Here is a 24,109-nt window from a genome sequence, read left to right as displayed (position 1 = left end):
GGGGGAGCGCCAGAGATTTTTTGCCTCCGGCGGAGGAATTTGGGGCCAGATGAAGCATTAGCGGGACTGCGCCATTCGCTGGGCGAGCTTCAGGGCCTCGATCAGGCTGTTGGGGGTCGCGCTGCTTTGGCCCGCGATGTCCAGAGCGGTGCCGTGATCCGGCGAGGTCCGGACGAAGGGCAGGCCCAAGGTTACGTTCACACCGCGGTCGAAATCCAGTGTCTTGATCGGGATCAGGGCCTGGTCGTGATACATCGCGATCGCGGCATCATATCGCGTGCGCGCCGCGGCGTGGAACATAGTGTCTGCCGGGTGGGGTCCGGTCACGGTGCAATCGACTGGATTGAGGTCTGCGATCAGTGGCGCGATCCAATCGAGTTCTTCCGTACCCATTTTCCCGCCTTCGCCAGCATGGGGGTTCAGCCCCGCGATGGCGATGCGAGGATGGTGGATACCGAATTGGGTGCGCAGGCCTTGGGCGGTGATCTCGATGGTTTCACGCAGCACTTCTGGGGTGAGTGCGCTTGGGACCTGGGAGAGCGGGATGTGGATGGTGGCCGGAACCACGCGGAGCTGTTCGCTGGCAAGCATCATTACCACGCGCGACCGGCCTGCCAACGCCGCAAGAAATTCGGTATGGCCAGGGAAGGCAAAGCCCGCACCGTCGATCAGCGCCTTTTTGTGGATCGGCGCGGTACAAAGTGCAGAAGCTGCACCGGAACTCACCAACTCAACACCCTTTTCAATAGAATCGATGACCGAAAGTGCGTTAGCCGGATCAGGGTGGCCGGGCATGTTCGGGGCGGGGAAGTCGAAATGCAGCACCGGGAGAGCCGAGGCGCTGGCCGGTGTGGCCTCTGACGGGTCGGCGATCCGAGTAATGGGTGTTCCATCGGGCAAATGTGATGCGTCGCCGATGTAGAAGAACGGACAGGTATCGCGCAGGGCTGCCCAAGCTTTGGCTGCGATTTCGGGTCCGATCCCGGCGGGCTCACCACAGCTTAGCGCGATTGGGGCGATCATTGTTCGATGATGACAGCGTCGGCCCTCAGCTGTTCCAGCAGGCTGTTTGCAAGGGCCTGTAACCGTTGCTGGGTCAGTGCGTTTGCCACGTCCACACGGGTGGTATCTTCGCCCAGGTTGCGGGTGCGATTGCACAGCATCAGGAACATCAGCGTCTGCCCGTTGTTGCGCGTCAGCGTGGCCGATGCCTCATTTGGATCAAGCTTGGCCAGCTCAAGCGCTACGTCGCGTGGAATCGCCGAGGGGCTTTGGGTAAGGCGTTCCAGCACGTCGGGCGATTGATCTTTGGCGATGCCGTAGAGGTCATCGCAGGTGTCGATCTCTTCCTTGAGCTTTTCGGCTTTTGCAAGCGTTTCGGCGCTGCGGCCACCGGGAAGGTAGTAGATCGCGTAGTCGATCTCGGAATAGGTCGGGGCACCTGCGGCAACTTCGCGGATGCCGCGCATCTGGAACAGAGCCACGGCGTTCGGGAGCGAAAGTGGGTCGGTGATCTCACCGTTTTTCAAGCCCAGAATGACGGGTTGCAGGGCCGGAGGCAGGTTGTTGAGCGACAGCCAATCCAGTCGCCCGCCATTCTCGCGTGTGGCAGCGGCAGAGTATTGCGTAGCAGCCGAAGAAAAGCTGTCTTGATCGGGAAGTCGTGAGATTTCATCGGCCAGGGCTTCAGCCTGCGCCAGGGTCTGCGGTGTTACCGGAATGATAATTTCGGACAACAGAACCTGCAGGCCGCCGCCGCCACCCTGACCCAAAGCACGGTTGATCTCATCTTCCGAGGGGCGAGCCTGCGACAGAAAGCGGGTACTGACAAAGTCGCGCCAGGACAATTGATCGGCGACAAAATCCCGTACGGTTTCCTTTGATACGCCCGCATCGTTGAGCAGCTGCAGAAACTCTTCGCTGCTGAGGTTGCCGCGCGAGGCGAATTCATCAATCCCGGTCTGGATATCTTCGGGCGCGGCTTCGATGCCGGCATCGCGCATCGCCTGTTTGCGCAGACGATCCTCGATCAGGGCTTCGCGGACCTCGCGCTCGGAACTGCCCGGAACGCCGAGCAGTTCGAGAAACTGCTGACGTTGTTGAAGTTCATACCAGGTGACAATGTCCTGATTGACCCGGATTGCAGGCGAGAACAGGCTTTGAGCCTGGACCTGTGGTGTGGCCATTGCAACAAGCGCGGCAGCAAGCACCGGCAGCACCGATCTACGGCAGCCAGAGCGGAGAGATTTTGTGAAACCTGAGATCAACTGCATCTTCTCTTAAACTTCTGTCCATCGCCTTCGACGGAATACCCTGTCAGGGCAACGGTAAAGCCGAATTCTGTCGAAGGCTCAATACTTGATGTGGAGGTAAAGCGTCTGTTGACGTTCACATTTACCTGCACACACTCATTTTCGTAGGTCACGCCGAACCCAAGGCGGAGTGGTTCAGATTCGCTGAAATCATAGCGTGCGCTGGCAAGGGTTAGCCAATTTTGGTCTACGCGGTAGCGGCCACCGACCCGTAGTTCCGAGATTTCATCATTATTTGCTTCAGCAGGATCAGGTTCGAGCCAGATGTACCCGCCGGAGATTGCCGTATCTCCATTAGACCAGCCTGCACGAATTTCAGCTTTGGTAAAACTGAAATCGCTGTTTAAAAGCCCACGCGCGGCCAATGTCAGCCCCTTGCCGTTATTCAATTGCCCGGCAAGCAGAATGTCGGACTTGGTACCCTGCAGCCCCGATGTGAGCGTGAAATCCGGATCCGCATCGGACCGGAAGACCTGTCCGATTGTCGCCAGCGCCCGCCAGCCGTCAGCGTTGTACCGAGACCAGTTCAGGCCCACAACGGCGGTTGCACCGTCTTCGCGGCGGTCGGGGGCCGGAAAGCGCGAAAGGGACAAAAGATTGCCCTGATCGAGTTCCTGAAAGGTACTTTCATCGTTGGGAACGTCATTGTTCGAAACATGCGTCCAACCAATTTGCGCGATTGGCTCAAGGATTTGTGTTGCACCGGACTGCTCGCGGCGCAGCATGGGGTAGCGCAGGGTAAAAGCTGCGCGCGGGGTCGAGCGGGTTACATTGTTCGGAAACTCGCTGTCATTGCGGATATTGAACGTATCCACTGACGCGCCCACCAATGCCTCTGCACGTAATCCGGTCGCAAAGGTCCAGTTGCGCAGCCATTCCGCATCGAATGTTGCCCTGGCGACGTCGCGACCAATAATATCTTCGTCACTGGTTCGCGTGTGGGTGTGACCATCGAGGCTTAGTTCAACTTCACCCCCTAAGGTGCTGGGGAAGAATCGCTTTCGATAGTTGATGTCGAAGACACGCGATGGGATTTCATCCTGATTTTCGCTATCCCGAAGGGACTTGTAGTGGATGAAGCTGGTTCTGAATGCCGTATCACGCTTGATCCGCTCAAGTGCAATTTCGCTACGCAAGCGGTCAAAATCGGGCAAGCCGTAATCTGCCAGATACGAGTCATCCGAAGTTGTTTTGATATCGAATGTCAGCCGGTAGTCATTTCCAAGACCGAACCGGCCATCGGCGAAGAAATACCCCCGGTCTTGACCGGGCTGCAGGTCGTCGCGTGTATAAGAGCCCCGCAGCCGAATACGCCCGCGTTTGAATGCCTGCCGGTAACGAAACCCAAGTGTGCGGGTCTTGGACGACAGATAGGGCGTCAGAGTCAGGTCCTTGTGATCTCCGATCTTGAAGAAATACGGCACCTGAACTCCAGTGCCCAGTTGCGAAGTGGTGCGGATCGACGGCACGAGAAAGCCGGTCGCCCGCTCAAGTGTCGGGTCGGGTAGGCGCAACGTGGGAAAGTAGAAGACCGGGACATCGAGTATTCTGAACTGTGCGCCTTCGAAATAGAGCTGCCGTTCAAGCTGGTCATGGGTCACTTTCCGGGCGCGAATTTGCCAGATCGGGGGTCTGCCATTCGCGCAGACATGACATGAGGTTGCAGCGACCTTGCTGAATTGTGTGTAGCGACCTGCCGCACGGGTGGCCTGGACTGAGGCGATCTGCACTTGCTGGTCAAAGACCATGCGCGCGCCCATCAAAAGGCCATTTTGTATCCCGCTGTCCAACTGCGCGGAATCGGCGAGCAATGTGCTGTTTCCGCCTTGATCGATCCGGATTGGGCCTGTCAGGGTCAACTCGCCGGTTTCGCGATCATAGGTGACGCTTTGCGCTGTCAGTTTGACGTCGCCTTGGAAGGCCTCGACATTCCCCTCTGCGACCAGTTTGCGATCCGGGGTAATGAATATCTCATCGGCCACCAGTAGGGCGGGTTGATTCTGTTCAGTCGCGTCAACCTCGCTGGCGGCACCTTCTGGTTCGGACTGAGCGGCAACTGCTGCTGGCAGCGAGAGGATCAGTGCGCTCGACAGCAACAAAGACAGGACGGAGCGCATCAGCCATCCTCCGCATGGAGCAACAGGCCCAGAGACAGTAGAATGCCCGCAAAGGGTGGGGCCCAAGCCGAGACCAGAATAGGTAATTGCCCGTTTTCGCCAAGGATTTGGGCGAAATTCCGGATGAAGTAGATACCGAACCCCAGCAATACGGCGGTCAGCACGGCGATACCGGTGCCGCCGAACCGGACATGGCGCATTGTGAAGGCGGCCCCGATCAGAACCATCGAAACCAGAAACAGGGGTCGCGCAAGTTGTACCTGCAGCCAGACCTCATATTGCTTGGTTGAAAATCCCGCCTCGCCCAGATCACGAATCAACTGGGGCAGATCATAGACCGAAACCGAATCCTTTTGCCCAAGAGTGTCCAGAATCCGGTCTCTGGTCAGCGTTGTGGGTAGGTTCAGGATCTCATGGCTGGTGGCATTTGCTTCGGGATTGAGGTCGTCCTGAATGGGCCAGATTTTGGCCTGATGCAAGGTCCAGAATCCATCCTCCAGATCAGCTTGCTGGGCCGAGATTTGCTGGTTCGGCTTGCCGTCGGATGAGAACGTTGTGATAGTCACGTTCTGCAGGGCGAACCGGTCGCCGTTGACAGTCCCGGTCGCGTGAATCACCGACTGACCGTTGGCTGAGCTCTGGCGCAGCCACAACCCCTCGCGGCTGATGGACAGGGCTGAACCACCCTGGTTGCGATAACCATCAGACAAGCGTTGGAACTCTTCCGACGTCGCGGCCGCGATGGGATTCAGCATAGTAACAGCAAGTGCGCCGATGGTCAGCGCAAGCAACACGGGCGCCAGCAGGGCTCGGATACCGGATCTCCCGATAGCGCGGGTCACCACCAGTTCGGAGCTGCGGGCGAGGCCGACAAACAGCGCGATGGTGGCCAGGATCATCAGCAGGGGCAACATCTCGCTGATCGCGGCCGGTGTGTTCAGCAACGTCAGTTGCAGCAACTGGCCAAAGGATAGGTCAACACCATCGAACCGCCGCACCTGTTCGATCAGATCGATCAGGATCATCAAGGTCAGAAAAATACCGCCGATTACAAGAAAGCTTTGAATAAAGCGGCGGGCAAAATAGCGGTCGAGGATCACTTGGGCATCCCCGTCAAACCCCGGCATCCAAGAATCACAATCGGGCATGGAATCATGCGCGACGGCCTGTAACTGCCGATTGGTGTCACGTTCTCTCCCCCGAGCCTGCCGTTATTTTCGCGCGACCATAATGCAATTGCCCGGCGGGGAAAACTGCTATCTGGTCAACGGTGGCTGCGCGGGCTAGGTCTTGGGCAACGCATTTTTCAGGAGAATGATATGAGCAGTCTTGTGCCCGTCCGATTCACCCCCTTTGACCTTGATGCGATAGCGCAAACCGAAGGGCGCGTGGCCATTCTCATTCCCGCCGATGGCAAGATGAGCCCCGCCGCGCGTCGAGCCAATCGCCTGACCAAAGGCGCGGTTGCGCGGCTGGTCGAAAGCGAGCGGTTCGGTAAGGTCAAATCGGGTAATGTTATTTCGCTGGCCTGGCCTGCCGGAATGGTAGCCGAGGCGCTGGATATTCTGGTGTTGCCGCGTCGCCCCGACTCTGACGAGGCACGCAAGGCCGGGGCCAATCTGGCGAAAGCTGCAGCGGGCAAACCCGTGCTGGTCATGGCCGCCAATCACGCGCGTATCGAAGAGGTAGCCTTGGGCATGGTACTGCGGGCCTACGAATTCGATGTCCACAAATCCAAGGACTCAGACCCGGCGGGTGAGATCACCATCGGTCACTCCAAGCCGGAGGAGGCCGAAGCTGACTTTGCGCCGTTCTATGCCGTCGCAGACGGTGTGCGCATGACACGAGATCTGACAAATGAACCCGCGAATGTGCTGACGACAACTGAGTTCGCGGACAGATTGGTCGAGATGGAATCGCTGGGCCTGAAGGTCGAGGTTCTGGAAGAGGACAAGCTGGCCGAACTGGGCATGCGTACACTGCTGAGCGTCGGGCAGGGCTCGGTCAGCCCCTCGAAAGTTGTGGTGATGCAATGGGACGGCGGCGACAAGGATGACGCGCCGCTGGCCTTGGTCGGCAAGGGCGTCGTGTTCGATACCGGCGGTATCTCGCTGAAGCCGGCCGGAGGCATGGAAGACATGACCATGGACATGGGCGGCGCGGGTGTTGTTGCCGGAACCATGCGAGCGCTGGCCAAGCGCAAGGCAAAGGCCAATGTCGTGGGGCTGGTCGGGTTGGTCGAAAACATGCCCTCGGGCAATGCCTCTCGCCCGGGCGATGTGGTCACTTCGATGAAAGGCGACACTGTCGAGATCATCAACACCGATGCCGAGGGTCGTTTGGTTCTGTGTGACGTCATGTGGTACGCGCAGGATCGGTTCCAGCCGGTGGGCATGATCGATCTGGCCACTCTGACGGGCGCGGTCATCATTGGTCTTGGGCATGAGAATGCCGGTGTGTTTTCAAACAATGACACCTTCTGCGACGCCTTCCTGAAGTCGGCCAAGGCCGAGGACGAGGGCGCATGGCGGCTGCCCTTGGGTGAAGGCTACGACAAACAGCTTAAATCGCGCATTGCGGATATGAAGAACGTGGGCGGGCGGCCCGCAGGTTCGATCACCGCAGCGCAGTTCCTGCAGCGTTTCGTCAAGGAAGAGACGCCGTGGATTCACTTGGATATCGCAGGTGTGGCCTCTGTCTCTTCCGAGACCGCTTATGCACCGAAAGGGGCCACGGGCTGGGGCGTCCGCGCGCTAAGCCGGTTCGTGCAGGACAATTTCGAGTAAGCGCATGGGTGCCGTCTATTTCTACCACCTGACCCGTCAGCCGTTGGAGCACACATTGCCTGTGCTGCTCGACAAGGCACGGCAGGCCGGATGGCGGATTGCCGTGCGGGGTGTCGACCCTGCGCGGATGGACTGGCTGGATGAGAAGTTGTGGCTGGGACCTGAGGACGGGTTCCTGCCGCATGGCCGCGAAGGTGGCCCGCACGACGCAGCACAGCCCGTTCTGCTGACGACCGGCCGAGGGGCAGCAAATGGCGCGACCTGTGTAATGGCTGTCGATGGGGCAACGGTTGAGGCGGAGGAAGTTTCGACCATGGAGCGTGTCTGCATTCTGTTCGACGGGAATGATCCGGAGGCGGTTCAACATGCGCGCGGGCAGTGGAAGGCTCTGACCGGGGCGGGGTGTTCGGCACAGTATTGGTCCGAGGAATCCGGACGATGGGAGAAAAAGGCCGAGGCTTGATCGGCCACAAATATATTTTAGGAGATTTCAAATGGATATGAAGCCTTTGGGCCGCACCGGGATCATGGTGTCGGATTTATGTCTTGGGACAATGACCTTTGGTACTCAGACCTCGGAAACTGAGGCGCACCGCCAGATGGACATGGCGCTTGCGGGTGGGATCAACTTTGTCGACGCGGCTGAGATGTATCCGGTGAACCCGATCTCGGCAGAGACGGTCGGGCGGACCGAGGAAATAATTGGCAATTGGAATGCCGCCAATCGTTCGCGTCGAGGGGACTTTGTGCTGGCCACGAAACACTCCGGTGAAGGGTTCGTGCATGCGCGCAATGGCGCCCCAATCTCGAAAGAGACCATACCTGAGGCGATAGAGGGTTCACTGCGTCGTCTACAGACTGATTGCATAGATCTCTATCAGTTCCACTGGCCAAATCGTGGCAGCTACATGTTCCGACAGAACTGGGACTATGCGCCCTCGGGTCACAACCGTGACGAGATTATGGACGAGATGCGCGAAAGCCTGATCGCTCTGCAGGCGCAGGTGGACAAGGGCAATATCCGCGCCTTTGGTCTGTCGAATGAAAGCGCTTGGGGTACCGCTCAGTGGTTGCGGGCGTCGGATGAGGTTAGTGGACCTCGGGTCGCGTCGATCCAGAACGAATATTCTTTGCTCTGCCGGTTATTCGATACCGACCTGGCTGAATTGTGTCTTCTGGAAGATGTCGGGTTGCTGTCCTTTTCGCCTTTGGCTGCGGGTTTCCTGACCGGGAAGTATCAAGGCGGGGCTATTCCAGAAGGGTCGCGCATGGCGCTAGTGCCGAATATGGGCGGACGCAAAACGGATCGCGTGTATGATGCCGTGGCTGCTTATCTAGAAATCGCGCAGCGACACGGGTTGGACCCCGTGCACATGTCACTGGCGTGGTGTTGCAGCCGTCCGTTCATGGCCTCAACCATCTTTGGCGCGACAAATGTAGCGCAGCTAGAACATATTCTGGCGGGTAAGGATTTGAAGCTGTCGTCCGAAGTGATGGCCGAGATCAGTGCGGCGCATCGGGCGTTTCCGATGCCATATTGAAGGGATGGGGGCTCTGCCCCCGTCGCCTTTGGCGACTCCCCCGAGGTATTTTAGGCCAGATGAAGCTGGATCGTGTCAGTGATGGGTGGGTTGCGTACGGTCTTGCCTGAGGTCGCGAGCCGTGAGGCCGTGGGCGGTTCGGAACGCGCGGGCGAAGCTGGATTGCGAGGCGAAGCCGGTGGCTAGAGCCACGTCCATCAGCGGCAGGTCGGTATCGGTAACCAGACGGCGGGCCTCGGCCAGTCTGAGTTGCAGGTAATGATCCTGTGGAGTTGTATTCAGGCGCAGGCGGAACTGCTGCTGCAGGGTGCGTGTACTAGTGCCGAGTCTATCGGCGATGTGCGCAAGGGACAGCGGGTCGTCCAGTGAGGATTCCATCAATGAGTTGGCTTTGGCTGTGAGCGCGGTGTGACGGTGCGGCGCACCGGTGCGGCTTTGTGGTTTTGAGGGCTGAGACGCACCTTCATAGAGGAATAGCCCGGACACGCGGGCGGCAAAGCCCGCGCCATGACGTGCAGCAATAATATGGAGCATCATATCGATCGCCGGGACGGCGCCGCCAGAGGTTAGGCGTGTATCGGAGACGGTAAATCGGTCAGGGCGCACATCGACATTGGGAAAGCGCGCAGCGAAGTTCTCCAAATCCTCCCAATGGGTCGTCGCCGCGTGACCGTCGAGCAATCCAGCCTCAGCCAGTAACCAGGGGCCGCCATCTATCCCGGCGATTGTTGCACCGGTGGCCGCGATCCTGCGGAGCCCGGCGAGCAGGCTGGGCGTCGCATGACGGGCCAATTGGAATCCGGCAACTACAATCAACAGATCGCAGCCCTGCAACCGGGCCAGGGGAATGCCCTGCACATTCAGAGCGCTGGTCAGCAACGCGGGTTCTGCGGTTGCCGTGACGTAGTCCCAATCAAAAGCGGGCCGATCCGCTAGTCGGTTGGCAGCACGCATCGGATCGACGGCGGCCGCGAAGCTGAGTGTGTTGCATTCGTCCAGCACCAGCACCGCCGTTTTCAGGGCGCGATGTTCGGGCTGCAGTATGTTTTTTGCGGATTTCATCAAGTCTGATTCGCATTTTGCTAAGTGGTTCCCTCAAGGCTGCGTCAGAGTTGGCGTTGACGCAAATCGGAATCCGGGGAGAAGCCTGGGGAAAACCCACGGTAAAACCGGGTATAAGCTGGGGATAACGCCATGCCTTTGGAAATGAACCGCGAAGTCTTTATCACCTGTGCCGTCACCGGCTCGGGCGGGACACAGGATCGCAGCCCACATGTGCCGCGTTCGCCGAAGCAGATTGCCGATAGTGCAATTGCTGCAGCGAAAGCCGGTGCGGCCGTGGTGCACTGCCATGTGCGCGACCCCGAGACCGGTGCGCCTTCACGCGATCTGGCGCTGTACCGTGAAGTCACGGACCGCATTCGCGATGCCGAAGTAGACGCGGTTCTGAACCTGACGGCGGGCATGGGCGGAGACATGGTGTTCGGCGGGATCGAAAATCCGCTGCCTTTGGCAGAGGCCGGAACAGATTTGGTCGGCGCGACTGAACGTGTTGCGCATGTAGCGAAGTGCTTGCCTGAAATCTGTACTCTGGATTGTGGCACGATGAACTTTGCCGAGGCCGATTATGTGATGACCAATACGCCCGGCGCCTTACGGGCGATGGGGCAGATGATGACCGATCTGGGCGTGAAGCCCGAGATCGAGGCCTTCGACACCGGCCATCTGTGGTTCGCCAAGCAGCTGGTGAAAGAGGGGGTTCTGGAACCGAACGCTCTGGTCCAGCTATGTATGGGGGTGCCGTGGGGGGCTCCGGATGATCTCAACACCTTTATGGCGATGGTGAACAATGTGCCGGATGACTGGACGTTCAGCGCGTTTTCGCTGGGGCGCAATGAGATGGCGTATGTCGCGGCCTCGGTTCTGGCGGGGGGCAATGTGCGCGTCGGGCTGGAGGACAACCTGTGGCTGGAAAAGGGTGTTCTGGCCGAAAACTGGCAGTTGGTCGAGCGTGCAGGCAGCATCATCGAAAACATGGGCGCGCGGGTGATCGGGCCGCAGGAAGTACGTGAAAAGTTGGGGCTTACCAAGCGGGCTCCGGTTGCGAAGTAGTCGCGGATTGGGGGCCAGCCCCCAAACCTCCGAGATATTTTTGGCCAGATGAAGAGGCGGATCGTGGGCAAAGAACAGCAAGCAAAAACAGCAGCAATCATCGGAGGCGGAGTGATTGGTGGCGGGTGGGCTGCCCGGTTCCTGCTGAACGGATGGGATGTTCGGGTATACGATCCCGACCCTGAAGCCGAGAGGAAGATCGGTGAGGTGTTAGATAACGCGCGTCGTTCTTTGCCGGGGTTGAGCGATGTACCTCTGCCTCTAGAAGGGACGCTGAGCTTTCATGACGATCTCGGTGAGGCAGTTCAGGGTGCGATCTGGATTCAGGAGAGCGTACCGGAAAGGCTCGATCTGAAGCTGAAGGTTTACAAGAGCTTGCAGGGGGCTTGTGATCCAGATGCAATCATCGGGTCCTCGACCAGCGGGTTCAAGCCCTCGGAGTTGCAGGAAGGCGCTTTGCGACCCGAGCAGATCGTGGTGACCCACCCGTTCAACCCGGTCTACCTGTTGCCACTTATCGAACTGGTTCCGACCGACAAGAATTCACCTGACTTGATCGCGCGGGCCAAAGATCTTTTGACCTCGGTGGGGTTCTTCCCGCTGCACATCAAGAAGGAAATCGACGCGCATATTGCTGACCGGTTCCTCGAGGCGGTGTGGCGCGAGGCGCTTTGGCTGGTGAAAGACGGCATCGCAACGACCGAAGAGATCGATGAATCCATCCGCATGGGTTTTGGTATCCGTTGGGCCCAGATGGGACTGTTCGAAACCTATCGCGTGGCCGGTGGAGAGGCCGGGATGCGGCATTTCATGGCTCAGTTCGGCCCAGCGCTGAAATGGCCCTGGACCAAACTGATGGATGTGCCTGAGTTCACCGATGAGTTGGTCGACATGATTGCGGATCAGTCGGATGCGCAGTCTGGCAAGTACTCGATCCGCGAGTTGGAGCGTATCCGGGACAATAACCTCGTTGGTATGATGCGGGCGCTGAAGGCCCAGAACTATGGTGCAGGGGCGGTATTGAACCAGCATGATGCGGTCTTGAAGCCCGGAGCGCTGCCGACGCTGGACGAGGCGGATCTGAGCCAGCCGATCCTCACGCTGTCGCGCGCCGTTCCGCTGGATTGGACCGACTACAATGGCCACATGAATGAAGCTAAATATCTGGAGGCCTTTGCAGCGGCCACGGATCGTTTCATGGAAATCATTGGCTGCGATATGGAGTATATCGCGACAGGCGGCAGCTATTTCACTGCCGAAAATCACATCCGTTACATGCAGGAGACCCATGCGGGGTCGCGGATCGAATGCCGTACGCAGATGCTGTTAGGGCAGGGCAAGAAGCTGCATGTCTTCCACAGCATGTACGAGGGTGAAACGCTGTTGGCCACAGGCGAAAGCTTTCTTCTGCATGTCAGCCTTGAGACCCGACGCCCCAGCCCACCTTCACCCGAGATCGAGGCCGCGATGGCACGGGTTGCCGAGGCGCAGGCCGGGTTGCCTTATCCCGAAGGCGCGGGCGCGGCGATCCGCAAGCCCGCATGAGCAGCCGGGTCTTGATTACCGCAGGCGCCTCTGGCGTCGGCAGGGCCATGGCTGAAGCGTTTGATGCTGCCGGGGCTCAGGTCTGGGTTGCGGATGTTGATGCGGATGCGTTGGCGGATTGCCCGGCGCATTGGAAGCAAAGCCAGCTTGATGTGTCGGATGAGGATGCTGTCGCGGCTGCGTTTACCGACCTTGAGACCGAATGGGACGGGCTTGATGTGCTCTGTGCGAATGCGGGGATAGCGGGTCCCACCGCAGCAGTTGAGGACGTTTCCTTGACGGATTGGAGGTCATGCCTTTCCATCAATCTAGAGGGGTCATTTTTGTGCTCTAAATACGCCGCACCTCTGATGAAACAGCAACGCAGCGGCGCGATCTTGATCACTTCATCGACTGCAGGCCAGTACGGATACCCCAACCGCGCGCCGTATGCGGCGGCCAAGTGGGGCATGGTGGGATTAGGCAAAACGCTGGCGATGGAGCTTGGGCCGCACGGAATCCGCTGCAATGTGATCTGCCCGGGTTCGGTCGAAGGTCCACGAATGGAGGGCGTGCTGCAGCGCGAGGCCGATGCCAAGGGCATGACCCGGGATCAGGTTTACGACGGCTATGCCTCGGGCACGTCCATGGGCCGCTTTGTAGAGGCGCAGGACATTGCGAACATGGCTGTATTCCTGGCTTCAGATGCAGCGAGGCTGGTGTCGGGTCAGGTAATCGCGGTGGATGGTCATACGGTCAATCCTGACCCGAAACTGTGAATCAGCCCTGATTTGGCCCCCGAATCTGGCGGATGGCGCTGCGGACGGCTTGCCAGTCCTGCGCCTCCTGCTGGTTTCCGGCGGCTTCGCATTCGCGCATTTTCTGCGCAGCTTCGGCTTCGGCCCGATCGCCATGGGCCGTATAAAGGGCACGTGCGTATTCAGCGGTTTTGAGTGCGTCCATTCCCGTCATCCTCCATCTCAGATCGGAATGTCTGTAGTTTCGCGCCAAGTGACTATACTACAGCTTTCAGCCCAGGTCATGTCTGAGAGATTTCTGAGCGCAATTGCTGCAGATGGTCCGGGAAATCACGCGCGGTCATATCCGCCTCTCGAACCAGCCGGTCGAAATGGAGCGTAAAGACCTCAATCCGGTCGCGGTCTCGGAAAGCCATGTAGTGGCTTCCGGCATAGAACACGCATAGAAGTGGGCCGAATATCGTGACGGGGGCAGAGTAAAGACGTTTTGCATCAAATAGATAGATGCGCAGACGTGGATAAAGCTGCTCACACACCGACAGCAGGTGATCGATCTGATCCAACCGGACCTGAAGCGGTAGTCCCTCGTAGTAACCGGTGGCATAGGCAAAGCTGTGAAGCTCGTACAACGGCATGGCAATCTCATAATCGGACTGGGCGCTGCGCATCCATGCCAGCCGGTCTGCCGAGGCGCCAATGGCTTGATCTGCAGTACGGCCCAGATGCGGAGCGTATTCCCATTCAAGCACGGCGCGGGTCTTGAGCATGTCGGGCAGGGTAGCCGGAACGTAGCGTATCTTGTAGCCGGCGGCCTCTTGATGCCATTCAAAAATGCGCTCATCAACCAATGCCCGGGCGGCCTCGGTTAGGGTGAGGGAACTGGCCAATAGTTCTGCCGCGCTTTCGGGTCGGTTGGAAAGCCCAAGAAGCCAGTCGGCGGAAACCCCAAGCGCCGAGGCGCAGCTGCCGACGACATGAGCATTCGGAAGGCGTGCCCCCGCCCCGGTCAGCAATTGCGAAACGGTAGATCGGTCAACCCCGATGCTGCGTGCCAGGGCGCTTTGGCTGACATTGCGCTCTTGCATTGCTCGGGCCAAGCGCTGGCGAAAATGCAGGGCACGGTCCCGTTTGTCGATTTTATCAATCATGTGGTGATTAATATCACCTTTGGTGAGAATTGTTAATCATATTCAGAATTCACGACCCTTGGCTCTGTCTGTAACGCTGGTGTTACAAAAATAAGAATGGGGTCTGGAATGGAAACGCGACGCAGGTCGGTCGTGAAGGCGCTGGTGTGGAATGCGATGGGGCTGGCGATGATGACGCTGGTTGGTTTGATCGCCACGGGTTCAGCAGCACTTGGAGGGATGGTTGCTTTGGTAAATACAGCCATTGGCTTGACCATGTATGTAATTTACGAGCGTATCTGGGCCGGAATCACGTGGGGCCGCAATGGCTGAGCCGGTCACACCCAAATCACCTGAATGGGCGACATTTGCCCTGATCATCGCGTGCTATTTAGCCTGGATTGGTGCGATTTTCTGGTTGGCAGGCATATCGCTTTGGCTTGCGATCCCGTTCATGGGGCTGGTGGCTGCGCTGCATTCCTCGCTGACCCATGAGGCTTTGCACGGGCATCCCTTTCGCCAGAAGTGGCTGAATGAGGCGCTGATGGCGATGCCGCTGACTTTGTTCATTCCCTACAATCGGTTTCGGGACCTGCATCTGGCGCATCACTGTGACGCGAACCTAACCGATCCCTATGATGACCCTGAGACCAACTATCTTGACCCTCAGGTCTGGGCGTCTCTGTCCGGTTGGCAGAGGCGGATGTATCAAGTGAACAACACTCTGCTGGGGCGGATGGTTCTGGGGCCTGCAATTGGGCAGGTTGCGTTCTTGCGAGATGAACTGCGTGGTGCACTTCGCGGAGATCGGGCGATTTTGTTGGCATGGGCGCTGCACATGCCCGGCGTTGTCGCGACTCTTTGGATCGTCGCGCTTTCGCAAATGCCGATCTGGGCCTTCGCCCTTTCAGCATATATCGGGTTGGGTTTGGTCAAGATCCGCACATTCCTGGAACACCGCGCGCATGAGAAATCGCGCGCGCGCACAGTGATCGTAGAAGACCGTGGCATCCTTGCATTTCTGTTTTTGAACAATAACTTGCACGTCGTTCATCATATGAACCCATCAGCACCTTGGTACCGATTGCCGGCACTCTACCGCACGGGCAAGGAAAGATACTTGGCCTGTAACGAGGCTTATGTCTACCGTTCGTACGGGCAGATATTCCGAGAGTATTTCTGGCGCGCCAAGGATCCGGTGGCGCATCCGCTCTGGCCAAAGCCTTGATTTAACGACAGAAGGGAAGCCATGAGTTTATGGATTCCCGTCACCATCGCGGCCGCATCGTTCCAGACGGTGCGGTTCATGCTGCAGAAATCCCTGAGCAGCGTGAAGCTTTCGGCTGCCGGGGCGACATTTGCACGATTCGCCTATTCCATGCCATTGGCCTTGCTGGGGCTTTCCATTGCTTTGGGCGCGACGGGGTACGAACTGCCAGCGCTGACGGCGAAGTTCTGGATATTTGCTGTCATCGGCGGGACCACACAGATATTGGCCACGATCTGCGTTGTGGCATTGTTCAAGCAGCGCAACTTTGCGGTAGGGATTACGTTTAAGAAAACTGAGGTGATTCAAACCGCTATTGTGGGGTTCCTTGTCCTCGGCGATCAGGTCTCTACCGGGGCGCTGGGGGCAATTCTGCTTGGGTTGCTGGCCGTCCTGTTGTTGTCAAAAACGCCCGGAGGCAGCGGCGCTTGGTGGCAACATCTGACAAACAAAGCCTCGCGTCTTGGACTGGGGTCAGGCGTGTTATTCGCATTCTCCTCGGTCAGCTATCGCGGCGCCTCTTTGCAATTGGGCGACATCGATGCGTGGTTCCGGGCACTTGTGACACTGGCCGTCGTGGTAACGTTTCAGTTTCTCAGCATGTGGCTGTGGCTGCTTTGGCGAGACAGGGCCGAGCTGCGCGCCGTGTGGGAGACTCGCCGGACCGGGGTTTTTGTCGGCCTGACCAGCCTCTGTGGTTCGTTTTGCTGGTTCTTCGCCTTCACGTTGCAGAACGCAGCCTATGTGAAGGCCTTGGGTCAGATCGAACTGATCCTCAGCCTGTTCGCATCGCTGCTGTTTTTCCGTGAAAACATCACCCGGCGCGAGATCGCCGGGATGACGTTGCTTGGCTTGTCGATACTGGCGCTTGTGCTGACAATCTAGCCTGCGCGACGCTCATCAAAGCTGAGAGCGATAAAGCTGGGCAGGTGATCCCCCATGCCTACAACTGCTGGCCCGCCATCGTCGCGACGCCCACGACCACGGGTTTTGGGCTCTCGCTCTTTGCGGCTCTCGCTCTTTTTGTTGTCCGACGCTTTGGCCTTCTTCTCTGGCTTTGGCGCCTCGGGCTTGGGCTCATCGGCCTTGACCGGATTGTCGATGCGCGGAATGTCCTTTTGGATCAGGCTCTCGATCGCGGCCAGCGCCTTTTCATCGCGGCCCGAGCAGATCGTGATTGCCTTGCCTTCGCGTCCGGCACGGCCCGTGCGGCCGATGCGGTGGACATAATCTTCGGCATGGCCGGGAACATCGAAGTTGAACACGTGGCTGACCGAGGGGATATCCAGACCCCGCGCAGCAACGTCCGAAGCCACTAGCAGCCGCAGTGATCCATCGCGGAATCCGTCCAGTGTTTTCATCCGCTGCGACTGATCCAGATCGCCATGGATCGCGGCGGCGTTATAGCCGTATTTCTTCAGCGACTTGGCGCAGATATCTACATCGGTCTTGCGGTTGCAGAAGATGATCGCGTTGGTGCATTTGTCGCCCTCGGCATCGATCAATGCGCGCAGGGTCTTGCGTTTCTGGCTGGCCTCACGATCCCGGCGACCACCTTTGAACATCACTACGCCTTGTTCGATGGTTTCCGAAGCGGTGGCCTGACGCGCAACTTCGACCCGGGTGGGGGCCGACAGGAAAGTATCGGTGATCCGTTCGATCTCGGGCGCCATGGTGGCTGAGAAGAACAGCGTCTGGCGGGTGAAGGGCGTCAGCGAGAAGATGCGCTCGATATCAGGAATGAAGCCCATGTCGAGCATCCGGTCAGCTTCGTCCACCACCATGATCTGAACGCCTGTCAGAAGCAGCTTCCCACGTTCGAAATGATCCAGCAAACGGCCCGGAGTGGCAATCAGCACGTCAACACCGCGGTCAATCAGAGCATCCTGTTCCTTGAAGGAAACGCCACCGATCAACAGTGCTTTGGTCAGCTTGAGGTGCTTGGCGTAGGTATCGAAATTCTCGGCCACCTGCGCTGCCAGTTCCCGCGTCGGGCACAAGACCAGCGAGCGTGGCATACGTGCGCGGGCGCGCCCACGGGCCAGCAATGTGATCATCGGCAGGGTGAAGCTGGCGGTTTTGCCGGTGCCGGTTTGGGCGATCCCCAGAACATCGCGCCCTTCCAGCGCGGCTGGAATTGCGCCTTCCTGGATCGGGGTCGGAGTTTCGTATCCGGCTTCCTCAATTGCTTTGAGGACCTTCGGGTTCAGGTTCAGTTCGTTAAACTTTGTCATGTATGTCCGGTTCAAGCGGACACTAGACCTGGCCCGCGCGTCTGAAAATGCCGGGCCCGGATGGCCATGCGCCCCATGCGCGTTTCGGCTGTGGCGCGGGCATAACAAAAACGTGGGGCAGGGTCAAATGAAGTCGGTTTAATCCGTGGCAAATCTGCCGGTAACAAGGATTTCCGCAACAATTCAGATGGTTCCGGGAAAGTGTTTCGCGACTTTTTGGTCCAGATCAAGCGGCCGGTGACGGATCATGTCGTTATCCTCAAGCCGTTCCAGCACTTCCGGGTCAGCAGCGCTGATTTCATCGTAAAATTCCCGCAGGCCATCGAGCCCGTATTCGGTTTCCAGAAGGGTGATCAATTCGTACCTGTCTAGCGCACCGATCTTTCGCGGGCGATCCGGGCTGGCCTGGTACGAGCCGCGTTCGAGGCGGAAACGATAATGCGCCAGCCAATGCTCCCAATCCGGGGCGTGGCGATGACACAGATCGATCTGAGGAAGCTCGGTTCTGACTGGCAGAAACTCACCGTGCTGATAGAGGTTGTGGATACGGTCGCTCAGTTTTTTCAAACCGCCGCGTACGAACAGTTTGCCCTGAATGTGGCTCATGAAACCGGCCAGAACGTAAGTGCCGAAATTGGGATAGAGCGCTTCGACCAGCGCTTGTCGATTCTGACCTTCGGGAATGAACGCTTTGTAGAGGTCCTGGCCACCCGCCAGCGCCTCAATCGGGCGGACGCGCACGGCGGGGATGTCATCGGGAATGTCGCGCAGCAGGTCTGGGATCGGGGACATTGGCCACAAAAACTCATCGACATCGATATGTGCGACCCAGTCCAGATCAGTCCTGTTGTAGATCAAATTCGCGTTCGAGGATTGTCGAACCTGATGTTTGTCCGGCCTTTCACGCCTGCGACGCTTCCAGAACGCCGCATCACAGGTGCGCACCCTAATCCGAGGATGCTCGCGCAGGGCCGAGATGTCCCCTTGGACCGGCTTGTCCAGAAAGATGTGAATCCGGTCCGCGCCGATATCGAGGTGGTGGGCGGCAAAGCGCAAAATATCCTCACGCGGGGCGCGGATCGTGGACACAATCCCCCATGTGGTCACTTCTGGATTGCCTGCAGAATCCGTCAGGTCATCATTTCCTTCGTCGCGGTCAGGCTCAGCTCGGGATAATCGCGGACGACCCGGTCGATGTCCCACTGCAGCCGCGTCAGATAGACGATATCTCCATCGTGATCATGGGCAATATGCTGCTTGTTGGCGTTGACGAATTTGTCGATCTCAACCTTGTCGCCACTGACCCAACGGGCCGAGGTGAACTGAGACGCCTCAAACCGCACAGGCAGGCCGTATTCCATCTCAATCCGGCTGGCGAGCACCTCGAATTGCAGCGCACCGACGACGCCTACGATGAATCCTGACCCGATTGAGGGTTTGAAAACCTTCGCGGCACCTTCCTCGGCAAACTGCATCAGGGCCTTTTCCAGATGCTTGGCCTTCAATGGGTCACCCGCGCGCACCGTTTGCAGCAATTCCGGTGCGAAGGAGGGGATGCCGGTCACCCGGATCGCCTCACCTTCGGTCAGCGTGTCACCGATGCGCAACTGACCGTGGTTGGGAATGCCGATGATATCACCGGCCCAGGCTTCCTCGGCCAGTTCACGATCAGAGGCGAGGAACAGCACGGGGTTCGATATTGCCATCGGTTTCTTCGATCGCACATGCGTTAGCTTCATGCCGCGTTTGAAATGGCCCGAGGCCATGCGGACAAACGCCACCCGGTCGCGGTGTTTGGGATCCATATTGGCCTGCACCTTGAACACGAAACCGGCGACCTTCTTTTCATCGGGCGCGATCTGACGGGGCTCAGCCGACTGAACCTGCGGCTGCGGACCATAGGCGCCGATACCCTCCATCAGTTCCTTGACGCCAAACGAGTTGATGGCCGAACCAAACCAGATCGGCGTCATGTGCCCCTCGAGCACCGCCTGAGGGTCGAGCTTGGGCAGCAATTCGCGCGCCATCTCAACCTCTTCCAGCAGCTTGTCGAGCAATTCAACGGGCACATGCTCGGCCAGCTTAGGGTCATCCAGACCATTGATTTGGATGCTTTCGGCCACCTTGTTGCGGTCGGCGCGGTCCATCAGCTCAAGCCGGTCGCGCAGCATGTCGTAGCAGCCGATGAAATCGCGACCCACACCGATAGGCCACGCGGCTGGCGTGACGTCGATCGCCAGCATTTCCTGAATTTCGTCGATGATCTCGAACGTATCCCGGCTTTCGCGGTCCATCTTGTTACAGAAGGTCAGGATCGGCAGATCGCGCAGGCGGCAGACCTCGAACAGTTTCTGCGTCTGGCTTTCCACACCTTTCGCACCGTCAATGACCATGACGGCGGCGTCTACGGCTGTCAGGGTGCGATAGGTGTCTTCGGAGAAATCCGAGTGGCCGGGTGTGTCCACAAGATTGAACCGGAAGTTCCCATAGTCGAACGACATGGCCGAGGCTGAGACCGAGATACCGCGATCTTTCTCCATCTGCATAAAGTCCGACCGCGTCCGCCGTGCCTCACCCTTGGCGCGTACCTGTCCAGCCATCTGGATCGCGCCGCCGTACAGCAGAAACTTTTCCGTCAGCGTCGTCTTGCCCGCATCCGGGTGCGAGATGATAGCGAATGTCCGGCGACGAGCGATCTCGGGCGGCAGGGTGGGTTGGTTCGAAGTATCAAGCATAAGCGCGCGTATAGGCGGGGAATCCAACTGAGGCAAGACAAAGGGGGTGGTTCGAATCATGTGGCTGTGGCAATAAGAACATATAGTGAACAAAATATGGAGTGGACCAATGAATTTGAAAGAAATCGCAGACGAACTGGTTGCTGGATGCCGCGAGAACCGGGCCAAGGAGAACCTCGAGAAGCTTTATGCCTCGGATGCTGTTTCTGTTGAGGGACAGGATTTTGCGGGCATGGGGCGCGAGACGCACGGATTGGAAGCTATTCGTGGCAAGCACGAATGGTGGGAAGGCGCTCATGAAGTATCTGGCGCGTCCGTCAGTGGCCCGTACCCGCATGGTGACGACCGCTTTGCCGTGATCTTTGAAGTGCAGGGCAAGGTGAAAGAAACCGGTGAAAGCTTTGATATGCGTGAGGTCGGTGTTTATCACGTCGCCGATGGCAAGATCGTGCGTGAAGAGTTCTTTTATTAATCCGCAAGATCCCATTCTGGCCTTCTTTGCCGGGCCGATGTTAGATGTGTGCCGAAGATAGGGAGGGTCAGAATGGACTTGGGAATTCGCGGAAAACGCGCGCTGGTTTGTGCCAGCAGCAAAGGCTTGGGATTGGGCTGTGCCGAGGCGTTGGCCGAAGCCGGCGTTGATCTTGTGATGAACGCGCGCGGAGCCGAAACGTTGGAGGCTGAAGCCACGCGTTTGCGATCATCATATGGCGTTGCCGTGCAGACAGTGGCTTGTGATGTTACCACACCAGAGGGTCAGGCCGAGGTGATAAGTGCTGCGCAGGGTGCTGATATCCTTGTCACAAACGCGGGTGGCCCTCCGCCCGGCATGTGGTCGGACTGGGAGCGTGATGATTTCATCAAAGCACTGGATGCCAATATGCTGACACCCATAGCTTTCATGAAGGCTCTGCTGCCGGGCATGATGGATAAGGGCTGGGGTCGCGTGGTGAATATCACCTCGCAGTCGGTACGCGCGCCGATTGCGGTGCTGGGCTTGTCAAATGCGGCGCGAACTGGATTAACCGGCTATGTTGCGGGCACATCGCGCCAGGTGGCACCACATGGCGTGACGATCAATAATCTGCTGCCAGGTATCCACGCCACCGACCGCGCGAACGCGCTGGATGGCGGGGTGTCAGAGCAGAAAGGTATTTCGATGGCCGAGGCACGGGCTGAACGCGCTGCAACCATCCCAGCGAGACGCTATGGCACGAGGGAAGAGTTTGGGGCGACCTGCGCGTTTCTATGCTCGCAACACGCCGGGTTCATTGTCGGGCAGAACATTTTGCTGGACGGTGGTGGCACCAATCTGACGATGTAGGTATGGCACAGAACTTTTCTCTGAAAGATCAGTTGTTCAACGCGGAAAAGGTGAGCTTTCTTGCGGGCTTGTTCGCCAATGCTGTTTCCGATTTCAAAGAAGAAGCATTCGCGGCGAAAGTGATGTCGCGTTTGCCCGAGCTTGAACTGAAAGAGCGTATGGCGTGGATTGCAGAGTGTCTGCAAGAATCGGTGCCTGGCGATTTGCCGGCAGTGGCACCGATCATTCTGCGGGCGCTGCCGCCTCCGCTGGACCCCGCCAAAAGTGATGATGACTTCGGAGACTTTATCTTTGCGCCCTTGGGCGATTGGGTTTGTGCAATCGGCCTGGATCATCCCGCTTTGGCGCTGGATGTATTCGAAGAGCTGACCCAGAGATTTTCGATGGAATGGGCGATCCGCCCGTTCCTCAATCACCACTCCGAACTGGTCATGGCGCGGATGCAGGGCTGGTGCACCCATCCCAGCTATCACGTGCGTCGTCTGGTCAGCGAGGGCACGCGGCCGCGTTTACCGTGGGGGCAGGCCGTTGGCTTGGCAATGTCAGACCCATTGCCGTTATTGGACCGGTTGCACGGGGATCGGACGCGCTATGTGACGCGCTCGGTCGCCAATCATCTGAATGATATCACCAAGAAAGACCCCGATCTGGTGCTGGAACGTCTGCGGGATTGGGGCAAGGCAGCGCGGCAGGACAAGGACGAACTGAACTGGATGACATCTCATGCATTACGAGGCCTTGTGAAATCTGGGCATCCCAAGGCGATGAAGGTGCTTGGATACGATCCCGATGCAGATATTGCGGTTGAGATTCAGGTAAACGGTCCGGCCCGGATTGGTGAAGCGCTGGAGTTTGAAACCCGCCTAAGCGGCGCAGAAGATCAGCCAGTCTTGGTCGACTATATCGTTCATTTCCAACGACCTGGCGGAAAGATCTCACCCAAGGTTCACAAGTTGAAACAGGCCGAGCTTACAGGTGGTCAGTTGACACTTAGAAAGCGGCACAAGCTGAAGGGCAATGCAACAACATTCAAGTTGGTTCCTGGGCCGCATCGGTTGGAGATTCAAGTGAACGGCCGCGTGCACGCAGGCGTCGATTTCGACCTGCTCGCCTGAGCCCTGTCACGGTTTCGTCAGATCGGGCGCTGGTGGATTGCGTGGTGTGGATTGCTGCACTAGCTGCAAAAGACCAGTGACAAAAGGATTGCCCCGATGAAGCACGAGGCTGTGCAGAACTACTATGGTGAGGTGTTGCAAGGCAGCGCGGATTTGCAAACAAATGCCTGCTGTACTCCGGATGATATGCCGGATCACTTCAAGAAAATTCTGTCGCAAATTCATGATGATGTGCTGACACGTTACTATGGATGCGGGCTGATTGCTCCGTTGGATCTGGAGGGAATGCGTATCCTGGATCTGGGCTGTGGTGCGGGGCGCGATGTGTATGCTTTATCCGCGATGGTCGGTGAAAAGGGCCGTGTTGTCGGCGTTGACATGACGCCTGAGCAGCTCGACGCGGCGCGTGCGCATCAGGACCATCACGCGCTGGCATTCGGACATTCGGCCAGCAATGTCGAGTTTCACCAAGGCTATATCGAAAAGCTGGATGAGCTGGACCTCGAACCGGGATCGTTCGATATCATCGTCTCAAACTGCGTGATCAATCTGGCGACCGACAAGGCTGCTGTGCTGCGCGGTGCGCATCGGCTGCTGAAAGAGGGTGGCGAGATGTATTTCTCGGACGTCTATGCCGACCGCCGGGTGCCCAAGGCGATGGCCGAGGATGAGATCCTGTATGGCGAATGCCTGTCGGGTGCGCTCTATTGGAACGATTTTCTGTCGATGTCGCGCGCGGTCGGGTTCAGCGATCCCCGTCGGGTGACGCATCGTCCTTTGACGATCGAAAACCCAATTCTTGAAGAACGGGTCGCACCGCTGAGCTTTATCTCGGCCACCTACCGTCTTTTCAAGCTGCCGGAGTTGGAGCCTGCGTGCGAGGATTACGGTCAGGCTGTGATCTACAAGGGCACAGTGCCGCATGCGCCGCATGAATTTGTACTGGATGACCACCATACGATCGAGGCCGGCAAAGTATTCCCGGTCTGTGGCAACACGTGGATGATGTTGCAAGACACCCGTTTTGCACGGCATTTTGAGTTCATCGGCGATTTTTCGACCCATTACGGGATTTTCGAAGGCTGCGGCGGGGATAGCCCGTTTGTTGTACAGGGCGAAGCTGCCTCGACCGGGTGCTGCTGATCCCTTGCGCCTGA

General features: G+C 58.2%; 23 protein-coding genes. 13 read left to right on the top strand and 10 right to left on the bottom strand.

The features are described from left to right. Nucleotides 1-57 precede the first annotated feature (57 nt). The 4 genes from pdxA to lptG are packed head-to-tail and all read right to left on the bottom strand — an operon-like array spanning nucleotide 58 to nucleotide 5,529. Nucleotides 58-1,023 (bottom strand): 4-hydroxythreonine-4-phosphate dehydrogenase PdxA, encoded by a 966-nt coding sequence (gene pdxA, locus ACR0NE_RS06500; RefSeq protein ID WP_170595405.1) that lies wholly within the window; start codon nucleotides 1,021-1,023, stop codon nucleotides 58-60. Then, complete coding sequence (locus ACR0NE_RS06495; RefSeq protein WP_170595407.1) at nucleotides 1,020-2,273, bottom strand: peptidylprolyl isomerase; 1,254 nt, start codon at nucleotides 2,271-2,273, stop codon at nucleotides 1,020-1,022. The genes pdxA and ACR0NE_RS06495 overlap by 4 nt, the downstream gene beginning before the upstream one ends. Further along, complete coding sequence (locus ACR0NE_RS06490) at nucleotides 2,264-4,429, bottom strand: LPS assembly protein LptD (RefSeq protein ID WP_170595409.1); 2,166 nt, start codon at nucleotides 4,427-4,429, stop codon at nucleotides 2,264-2,266. The genes ACR0NE_RS06495 and ACR0NE_RS06490 overlap by 10 nt, the downstream gene beginning before the upstream one ends. Beyond that, a complete protein-coding gene (lptG, locus tag ACR0NE_RS06485; RefSeq protein ID WP_170596094.1) occupies nucleotides 4,429-5,529 on the bottom strand; it encodes an LPS export ABC transporter permease LptG in 1,101 nt (366 codons plus the stop codon). The genes ACR0NE_RS06490 and lptG overlap by 1 nt, the downstream gene beginning before the upstream one ends. Before the next feature lie 219 nt (nucleotides 5,530-5,748). On the opposite strand from lptG, the gene ACR0NE_RS06480 reads away from it, so the two are divergent. From ACR0NE_RS06480 to ACR0NE_RS06470, 3 genes are read left to right on the top strand one after another with little or no spacing between them, the layout of a single operon-like run. Next, entirely contained in the window at nucleotides 5,749-7,215 is a 1,467-nt protein-coding gene (locus tag ACR0NE_RS06480; RefSeq protein ID WP_170595411.1) for a leucyl aminopeptidase, read from the top strand. 4 nt (nucleotides 7,216-7,219) lie between these two features. Beyond that, nucleotides 7,220-7,678 carry a DNA polymerase III subunit chi gene (locus ACR0NE_RS06475; RefSeq protein ID WP_170595413.1) on the top strand — a complete coding sequence of 153 codons (459 nt, stop codon included), beginning with the start codon at nucleotides 7,220-7,222 and terminating at the stop codon, nucleotides 7,676-7,678. Nucleotides 7,679-7,709: 31 nt separating this feature from the next. Continuing rightward, nucleotides 7,710-8,756, top strand: coding sequence for an aldo/keto reductase (locus ACR0NE_RS06470; protein ID WP_170595415.1), 1,047 nt, complete (start codon nucleotides 7,710-7,712; stop codon nucleotides 8,754-8,756). A 75-nt stretch (nucleotides 8,757-8,831) separates the two neighbouring features. Here ACR0NE_RS06470 and ACR0NE_RS06465 read toward each other — a convergent pair whose 3' ends face one another. Next, complete coding sequence (locus ACR0NE_RS06465) at nucleotides 8,832-9,818, bottom strand: GlxA family transcriptional regulator (protein WP_170396763.1); 987 nt, start codon at nucleotides 9,816-9,818, stop codon at nucleotides 8,832-8,834. 132 nt (nucleotides 9,819-9,950) lie between these two features. On the opposite strand from ACR0NE_RS06465, the gene bcoG reads away from it, so the two are divergent. The 3 genes from bcoG to ACR0NE_RS06450 all read left to right on the top strand — a co-directional run bounded on the left by bcoG (nucleotide 9,951) and on the right by ACR0NE_RS06450 (nucleotide 13,171). Beyond that, on the top strand, nucleotides 9,951-10,868 hold the full coding sequence (gene bcoG, locus ACR0NE_RS06460; protein ID WP_170595417.1) for a 3-dehydrocarnitine:acetyl-CoA trimethylamine transferase BcoG: 918 nt from the start codon (nucleotides 9,951-9,953) through the stop codon (nucleotides 10,866-10,868). 63 nt (nucleotides 10,869-10,931) lie between these two features. Continuing rightward, on the top strand, nucleotides 10,932-12,413 hold the full coding sequence (locus tag ACR0NE_RS06455; RefSeq protein ID WP_480459322.1) for a carnitine 3-dehydrogenase: 1,482 nt from the start codon (nucleotides 10,932-10,934) through the stop codon (nucleotides 12,411-12,413). Continuing rightward, the gene (locus tag ACR0NE_RS06450) at nucleotides 12,410-13,171 is read left to right on the top strand and encodes an SDR family oxidoreductase (protein ID WP_170396769.1); all 762 of its coding nucleotides are present in this window, start codon (nucleotides 12,410-12,412) and stop codon (nucleotides 13,169-13,171) included. The genes ACR0NE_RS06455 and ACR0NE_RS06450 overlap by 4 nt, the downstream gene beginning before the upstream one ends. Before the next feature lies 1 nt (nucleotide 13,172). Here the strand turns inward: ACR0NE_RS06450 and ACR0NE_RS06445 are convergent, their stop codons facing one another. Together ACR0NE_RS06445 and ACR0NE_RS06440 are read right to left on the bottom strand one after the other, a co-directional pair. Next, on the bottom strand, nucleotides 13,173-13,355 hold the full coding sequence (locus tag ACR0NE_RS06445; protein WP_170396771.1) for a hypothetical protein: 183 nt from the start codon (nucleotides 13,353-13,355) through the stop codon (nucleotides 13,173-13,175). A 76-nt stretch (nucleotides 13,356-13,431) separates the two neighbouring features. Continuing rightward, a complete protein-coding gene (locus ACR0NE_RS06440; RefSeq protein WP_170396773.1) occupies nucleotides 13,432-14,298 on the bottom strand; it encodes a helix-turn-helix domain-containing protein in 867 nt (288 codons plus the stop codon). A 108-nt stretch (nucleotides 14,299-14,406) separates the two neighbouring features. Between ACR0NE_RS06440 and ACR0NE_RS06435 the strand changes: the two genes are divergently transcribed. The 3 genes from ACR0NE_RS06435 to ACR0NE_RS06425 are packed head-to-tail and all read left to right on the top strand — an operon-like array spanning nucleotide 14,407 to nucleotide 16,429. Continuing rightward, nucleotides 14,407-14,610, top strand: a complete 204-nt coding sequence (locus ACR0NE_RS06435; RefSeq protein WP_170396775.1) for a DUF2061 domain-containing protein — start codon at nucleotides 14,407-14,409, stop codon at nucleotides 14,608-14,610. Further along, nucleotides 14,603-15,505: a fatty acid desaturase gene (locus ACR0NE_RS06430; protein WP_170595421.1), complete on the top strand. Its 903-nt coding sequence runs from the start codon at nucleotides 14,603-14,605 to the stop codon at nucleotides 15,503-15,505. Before ACR0NE_RS06435 ends, ACR0NE_RS06430 begins: the two co-directional genes overlap by 8 nt. 21 nt (nucleotides 15,506-15,526) lie before the next feature. Next, the gene (locus ACR0NE_RS06425; protein WP_170595423.1) at nucleotides 15,527-16,429 is read left to right on the top strand and encodes an EamA family transporter; all 903 of its coding nucleotides are present in this window, start codon (nucleotides 15,527-15,529) and stop codon (nucleotides 16,427-16,429) included. Here ACR0NE_RS06425 and ACR0NE_RS06420 read toward each other — a convergent pair. From ACR0NE_RS06420 to ACR0NE_RS06410, 3 genes are all read right to left on the bottom strand, one after another. Beyond that, a complete protein-coding gene (locus ACR0NE_RS06420) occupies nucleotides 16,426-17,778 on the bottom strand; it encodes a DEAD/DEAH box helicase (RefSeq protein WP_170396782.1) in 1,353 nt (450 codons plus the stop codon). The two genes, ACR0NE_RS06425 and ACR0NE_RS06420, sit on opposite strands and share 4 nt — an antisense overlap. Nucleotides 17,779-17,961: 183 nt before the next feature. After that, nucleotides 17,962-18,867 carry a glycosyltransferase family 2 protein gene (locus tag ACR0NE_RS06415; RefSeq protein WP_170595424.1) on the bottom strand — a complete coding sequence of 302 codons (906 nt, stop codon included), beginning with the start codon at nucleotides 18,865-18,867 and terminating at the stop codon, nucleotides 17,962-17,964. 41 nt (nucleotides 18,868-18,908) lie between these two features. Then, on the bottom strand, nucleotides 18,909-20,513 hold the full coding sequence (locus ACR0NE_RS06410; protein WP_170595427.1) for a peptide chain release factor 3: 1,605 nt from the start codon (nucleotides 20,511-20,513) through the stop codon (nucleotides 18,909-18,911). A 109-nt stretch (nucleotides 20,514-20,622) separates the two neighbouring features. Between ACR0NE_RS06410 and ACR0NE_RS06405 the strand changes: the two genes are divergently transcribed. The 4 genes from ACR0NE_RS06405 to ACR0NE_RS06390 all read left to right on the top strand — a co-directional run bounded on the left by ACR0NE_RS06405 (nucleotide 20,623) and on the right by ACR0NE_RS06390 (nucleotide 24,095). After that, nucleotides 20,623-20,985 (top strand): SnoaL-like domain-containing protein, encoded by a 363-nt coding sequence (locus tag ACR0NE_RS06405; RefSeq protein ID WP_170396787.1) that lies wholly within the window; start codon nucleotides 20,623-20,625, stop codon nucleotides 20,983-20,985. A gap of 72 nt (nucleotides 20,986-21,057) precedes the next feature. Beyond that, a complete protein-coding gene (locus ACR0NE_RS06400; protein ID WP_170396789.1) occupies nucleotides 21,058-21,837 on the top strand; it encodes an SDR family oxidoreductase in 780 nt (259 codons plus the stop codon). Between the two features lie 2 nt (nucleotides 21,838-21,839). Continuing rightward, nucleotides 21,840-22,952 (top strand): hypothetical protein, encoded by a 1,113-nt coding sequence (locus ACR0NE_RS06395; protein WP_170567097.1) that lies wholly within the window; start codon nucleotides 21,840-21,842, stop codon nucleotides 22,950-22,952. A gap of 96 nt (nucleotides 22,953-23,048) precedes the next feature. Further along, nucleotides 23,049-24,095 (top strand): methyltransferase domain-containing protein, encoded by a 1,047-nt coding sequence (locus ACR0NE_RS06390; RefSeq protein ID WP_170595429.1) that lies wholly within the window; start codon nucleotides 23,049-23,051, stop codon nucleotides 24,093-24,095. Nucleotides 24,096-24,109: the final 14 nt, after the last annotated feature.

This window comes from Ruegeria sp. C9, from assembly GCF_056537585.1.
This window is presented reverse-complemented; position numbering and strand designations above follow the sequence as displayed.

Coding starts and splice junctions, on each gene's coding strand:
- ACR0NE_RS06490 (WP_170595409.1), bottom strand. CDS start 4,429: ATGCGCTCCGTCCTGTCTTTGTTGCTGTCGAGCGCACTGATCCTCTCG.
- bcoG (WP_170595417.1), top strand. CDS start 9,951: ATGCCTTTGGAAATGAACCGCGAAGTCTTTATCACCTGTGCCGTCACC.
- ACR0NE_RS06465 (WP_170396763.1), bottom strand. CDS start 9,818: ATGAAATCCGCAAAAAACATACTGCAGCCCGAACATCGCGCCCTGAAA.
- ACR0NE_RS06435 (WP_170396775.1), top strand. CDS start 14,407: ATGGAAACGCGACGCAGGTCGGTCGTGAAGGCGCTGGTGTGGAATGCG.
- ACR0NE_RS06450 (WP_170396769.1), top strand. CDS start 12,410: ATGAGCAGCCGGGTCTTGATTACCGCAGGCGCCTCTGGCGTCGGCAGG.
- ACR0NE_RS06420 (WP_170396782.1), bottom strand. CDS start 17,778: ATGACAAAGTTTAACGAACTGAACCTGAACCCGAAGGTCCTCAAAGCA.
- ACR0NE_RS06475 (WP_170595413.1), top strand. CDS start 7,220: ATGGGTGCCGTCTATTTCTACCACCTGACCCGTCAGCCGTTGGAGCAC.
- ACR0NE_RS06410 (WP_170595427.1), bottom strand. CDS start 20,513: ATGCTTGATACTTCGAACCAACCCACCCTGCCGCCCGAGATCGCTCGT.
- ACR0NE_RS06405 (WP_170396787.1), top strand. CDS start 20,623: ATGAATTTGAAAGAAATCGCAGACGAACTGGTTGCTGGATGCCGCGAG.
- ACR0NE_RS06425 (WP_170595423.1), top strand. CDS start 15,527: ATGAGTTTATGGATTCCCGTCACCATCGCGGCCGCATCGTTCCAGACG.
- ACR0NE_RS06395 (WP_170567097.1), top strand. CDS start 21,840: ATGGCACAGAACTTTTCTCTGAAAGATCAGTTGTTCAACGCGGAAAAG.
- ACR0NE_RS06400 (WP_170396789.1), top strand. CDS start 21,058: ATGGACTTGGGAATTCGCGGAAAACGCGCGCTGGTTTGTGCCAGCAGC.
- ACR0NE_RS06445 (WP_170396771.1), bottom strand. CDS start 13,355: ATGGACGCACTCAAAACCGCTGAATACGCACGTGCCCTTTATACGGCC.
- ACR0NE_RS06440 (WP_170396773.1), bottom strand. CDS start 14,298: ATGATTGATAAAATCGACAAACGGGACCGTGCCCTGCATTTTCGCCAG.
- ACR0NE_RS06495 (WP_170595407.1), bottom strand. CDS start 2,273: ATGCAGTTGATCTCAGGTTTCACAAAATCTCTCCGCTCTGGCTGCCGT.
- ACR0NE_RS06480 (WP_170595411.1), top strand. CDS start 5,749: ATGAGCAGTCTTGTGCCCGTCCGATTCACCCCCTTTGACCTTGATGCG.
- ACR0NE_RS06430 (WP_170595421.1), top strand. CDS start 14,603: ATGGCTGAGCCGGTCACACCCAAATCACCTGAATGGGCGACATTTGCC.
- pdxA (WP_170595405.1), bottom strand. CDS start 1,023: ATGATCGCCCCAATCGCGCTAAGCTGTGGTGAGCCCGCCGGGATCGGA.
- ACR0NE_RS06390 (WP_170595429.1), top strand. CDS start 23,049: ATGAAGCACGAGGCTGTGCAGAACTACTATGGTGAGGTGTTGCAAGGC.
- ACR0NE_RS06470 (WP_170595415.1), top strand. CDS start 7,710: ATGGATATGAAGCCTTTGGGCCGCACCGGGATCATGGTGTCGGATTTA.